Genomic DNA, 3,726 nt, shown 5'->3' on the forward strand with positions numbered 1-3,726 from the left:
AATATGGACTGTGCCTCGGAGGAGTCGGAAATCCGCCGGGCGTTGGACGGCATGGCGGGAATTCGTAGCCTGCAATTCAATCTGGGCGAACGCGAGTTGGCCATTGCCGCCGATGATCCTGTCTTGCAGCAGGCGCTAGACGCAATCCGCAAGGCAGGCTTCAAGCCGGAACCTCTTGGCGACACAGGCTCGTCGGCTGCTGCGGTTGCCTCGCCAACGGGCTTCTGGACGACATGGGGCAAGTCGCTGGGCGCCCTGGGGTTGGCTGTGGCGGCCGAGGGCTTGGCATTCGCCTTTCCAGACAGCGTACCTGTCAAGGCGCTGGGAATGGCGCTGGCCGCGGCGGCCATCGCGCTGTCGGGTTTCTCGGTTTACGGCAAGGGGCTGGCTGCACTGCGGCAGGGCCGCTTGAACATCAATGCCCTGATGACCGTGGCCGTGACCGGCGCTTTCCTGATCGGCCAGTGGCCCGAAGCGGCGATGGTGATGGCCCTATATGCGATTGCGGAAGCCATCGAGGCCCGCGCCGTGGATCGGGCGCGCGGCGCCATCAAGAGCCTGCTGGCGCTCGCGCCGGAGCAAGCTGAAGTGCGTCAAGACGATGGCAATTGGGTGCGCATGGGAGTCAAGGAAGTCACTGTGGGCATGACCGTGCGTATTCGCCCTGGCGAGCGCGTTCCGCTGGATGGCATCGTGAGCCTAGGTCAGAGCGCTATTGACCAGTCCCCCGTGACCGGCGAAAGCTTGCCGGTGGACAAGAGCCCCGGCGATGAAGTCTTCGCCGGCACCATCAATCAGGCTGCGGCGTTGGAAATCCGTGTCACGGCCCCCGCGTCCGACAGCACGCTGGCGCGCATCATCCACGCCGTTGAGCAGGCCCAGTCTTCCCGTGCGCCCACGCAGCGTTTCGTGGATCGCTTTGCCGCCGTCTACACGCCTGCGGTGTTCGTCCTGGCCGTTGCCGTTGCGTTGTTGGCGCCCTGGCTCATGGGGCTGACCTGGATGCAGGCCGCCTACAAGGCCCTGGTGCTGCTGGTCATCGCCTGCCCTTGCGCCTTGGTGATTTCCACGCCCGTCACCGTCGTCAGCGGTTTGGCCGCTGGGGCGCGGCGAGGCATCCTGATCAAAGGTGGTGTGTACCTGGAAGAGGCGCGCAAGATCAAGGCCGTGGCGCTGGACAAGACCGGCACCATCACCGAAGGCAAGCCCAAGCTGGTGGCCTTCGAGCCCGTGGACACAGGACTCGGCCAACAAGCCCTGGAGGGGCTGGCCAAGAGCCTCGCAGCGCGGTCGGATCATCCAGTGTCCAAGGCCATCGCAGATGGCGTGTCGTCCGCCACGCAAGAAGTGGATGAGTTTCAGGCTGTTGCCGGGCGCGGCGTGCAGGGGGTGATCGACGGCCATACCTATGTGCTGGCTAACCACCGCTGGATTGAAGAGCGCGGGCAGTGTTCGGCTGACCTCGAAGCCCGCCTTGCAGTGCATGAGCAAGCTGGCCGCACCGTCACGTTGTTGGCCAGCAGCGAACGGGTCATGGCCATCTGTGCAGTAGCCGACACCATCAAATCCTCATCCGCGCAGGCCGTGGCCGACCTGAAGGCATTGGGCGTGACGCCGGTGATGTTGACGGGCGATAACCTGGCGACGGCGCAAACCGTCGGCACCCAGGCGGGCATCGCCGAGGTGCGTGGCAACCTGCTGCCCGAGGACAAGTTGCAGGCCATCGGCGAGCTTCAGCAGCGCATGGGCGTCACGGCGATGACCGGCGACGGCATCAACGACGCCCCCGCGCTGGCGAAGGCTGACATCGGCTTCGCTATGGGCGGCGCGGGCACCCACACCGCGATGGAGGCCGCCGACGTGGTGGTCATGAACGACGACCTACGCCGCCTGCCCGAAACGATCCGGCTGTCCAGGCGCACCCACGCCGTGCTATGGCAGAACATCGCGCTCGCGCTGGGCATCAAGCTAGTGTTCCTGCTGCTGGCGATCTTCGACGATGCCTCCATGTGGATGGCCGTGTTCGCCGACATGGGGGCGAGCTTGCTGGTGGTCTTCAACGGGCTGAGGCTGCTCAGGCAGCAGGCGGGTCAGTAAAACCGAATATGGAGTGTTGAAAATGGGAATCCTGGATCGAATTTTTGGTGGGCATGGCGGCGGCCACGGCGGGGGGCATGGCGGCTCCCACGGGCATGGCAGTAGCCATGGCCACGGTGGCCCCAGCAGTCACGACTGGGGGCGCAATCCGGCGCCTTCGGCCAGCGGCATCACTTGCCCGCAATGCAAAGCGATCAATCCGAACGGCGCTCGCTTTTGCGGCCAGTGCGGGACATCGCTGGTGCCAGCGTCGTGCACGAAGTGCAGTAGCGTCATTCCGATCGGCGCGAAATTCTGTGCTCAGTGCGGCAACGCGGTAACTTAAGTCATGGTGATCTCGGCCTGGATCTACACCTTGATCCCGGCAGCGGCCGCCATCATCGGAGCTGCGGTCGCGGTGAACGTGCGGCCGGGGCCAACACTGGTCAGCGCGATTCAGCATTTCGCCGCTGGCGTCGTGTTCGCGGCGGCGGCCGGCGAAATCTTGCCCGACATCATGCACCGGGCCTCGCCTTGGGCGACGATGATCGGCGGCGGAATCGGCGTCGCCACCATGCTGCTGGTGAAGCATCTGGAAGCGTTGGCGAAGGGGCCGGCCGGTCTCCTGACCGTGATCGGCATCGACATCCTGATTGATGGCTTGGTGCTTGGTATCGGGTTTGCGGCTGGCCCAAAGGTCGGCTTGCTTCTGACCATCGCCCTGACCATCGAGGTTCTGTTCCTGGGATTGACAGTGGCCACGGAACTCGGCGAGAGCGTTCGCTCCCGTGCCAGGGTCGTCTGGATCACGGCCGCGCTCGTGCTCTTGCTGCCGATCGGGGCCTTGCTTGGAGCGCCGGTGGCGCTGTTGCCCAACCCTCTTCTGACTGGCTTCTTCGCGTTTGGTCTGATTGCGTTGCTCTACCTCGTGACCGAAGAACTGCTGATCGAAGCACACGAAACGCCAGATCGCCCCTGGGTGACGGCGATGTTCTTTGTCGGCTTTCTGGCGCTTCTCCTGCTGGAAGAAGTAATTGGCTAGTGGAGCCAGTCTGTTGGTGGTGCCCGATCCGTTGACTATTGCGCGCGCGGGGTGGGCACCATGAGCCCGATAGACGTGATGCCGTTGCTCGAATCGACCATCGTCCGCCCTCCGTGCATGCGGGCGATGGCAGCCACGATGGCCAAGCCCAGTCCATGATTGCGGGCGGCATCCGACCGCGCCGCATCTGCCCGGTAGAAGCGGTTGAACAGATTGGGCAAATGCTCGGCTGAAATCGTCTGCCCCTCGTTCACCACCCGCAGGGCGATCTCGCCGTCCAGCCGGTCGATTTGCACGACAACGGTGCTGTGCGGATGCGCGTGTCGGGTTGCGTTGCCGATCAGGTTGGATAGCGCGCGCTGCAACAGGCGCACATCGGCCAAGCCGGTGGCATCGCCGTCGATACGAACCTTCAGCCCGGCCTCTTCAATGGCCGCCTCGTGCAATTCCACCACCGCGCGCGCAACGCCGGCCAGACTGGCGACATGCTCGCGGCGGGCCTCAGCCCCACGGTCGGCTTGCGACAGAAAGAGCATGTCCTGCACGATCATCGACATGCGCTGGAGATCTTCGAGGTGCGAGCCCAACACATCTCGCAACGTGTCGGC

Annotated in this window: 4 protein-coding genes; 3 read left to right on the plus strand and 1 reads right to left on the minus strand. The window is 64.5% G+C overall.

The window, feature by feature from the left end:
• The 3 genes from DBR23_RS09315 to DBR23_RS09325 form a co-directional block, all read left to right on the plus strand.
• Nucleotides 1–2,097, plus strand: a 2,097-nt coding sequence (locus tag DBR23_RS09315) for a cation-translocating P-type ATPase (RefSeq protein WP_233250360.1), incomplete at its 5' end; no start/stop codon positions are given.
• Nucleotides 2,098–2,119: 22 nt separating this feature from the next.
• Complete coding sequence (locus tag DBR23_RS09320; protein ID WP_082136747.1) at nt 2,120–2,422, plus strand: zinc ribbon domain-containing protein; 303 nt, start codon at nt 2,120–2,122, stop codon at nt 2,420–2,422.
• 9 nt (nt 2,423–2,431) lie between these two features.
• Complete coding sequence (locus DBR23_RS09325) at nt 2,432–3,118, plus strand: ZIP family metal transporter (protein ID WP_024537626.1); 687 nt, start codon at nt 2,432–2,434, stop codon at nt 3,116–3,118.
• 35 nt (nt 3,119–3,153) lie between these two features.
• On the opposite strand, the gene DBR23_RS09330 is transcribed toward DBR23_RS09325, so the two are convergent.
• Nucleotides 3,154–3,726: ATP-binding protein (locus DBR23_RS09330; RefSeq protein ID WP_233250361.1), on the minus strand; the 573-nt coding region annotated here is incomplete at its 5' end.

The sequence above is a fragment of the Acidovorax sp. HMWF018 genome (assembly GCF_003061035.1).
GTDB classification, from domain to species: Bacteria; Pseudomonadota; Gammaproteobacteria; order Burkholderiales; family Burkholderiaceae_C; genus Acidovorax; species Acidovorax delafieldii.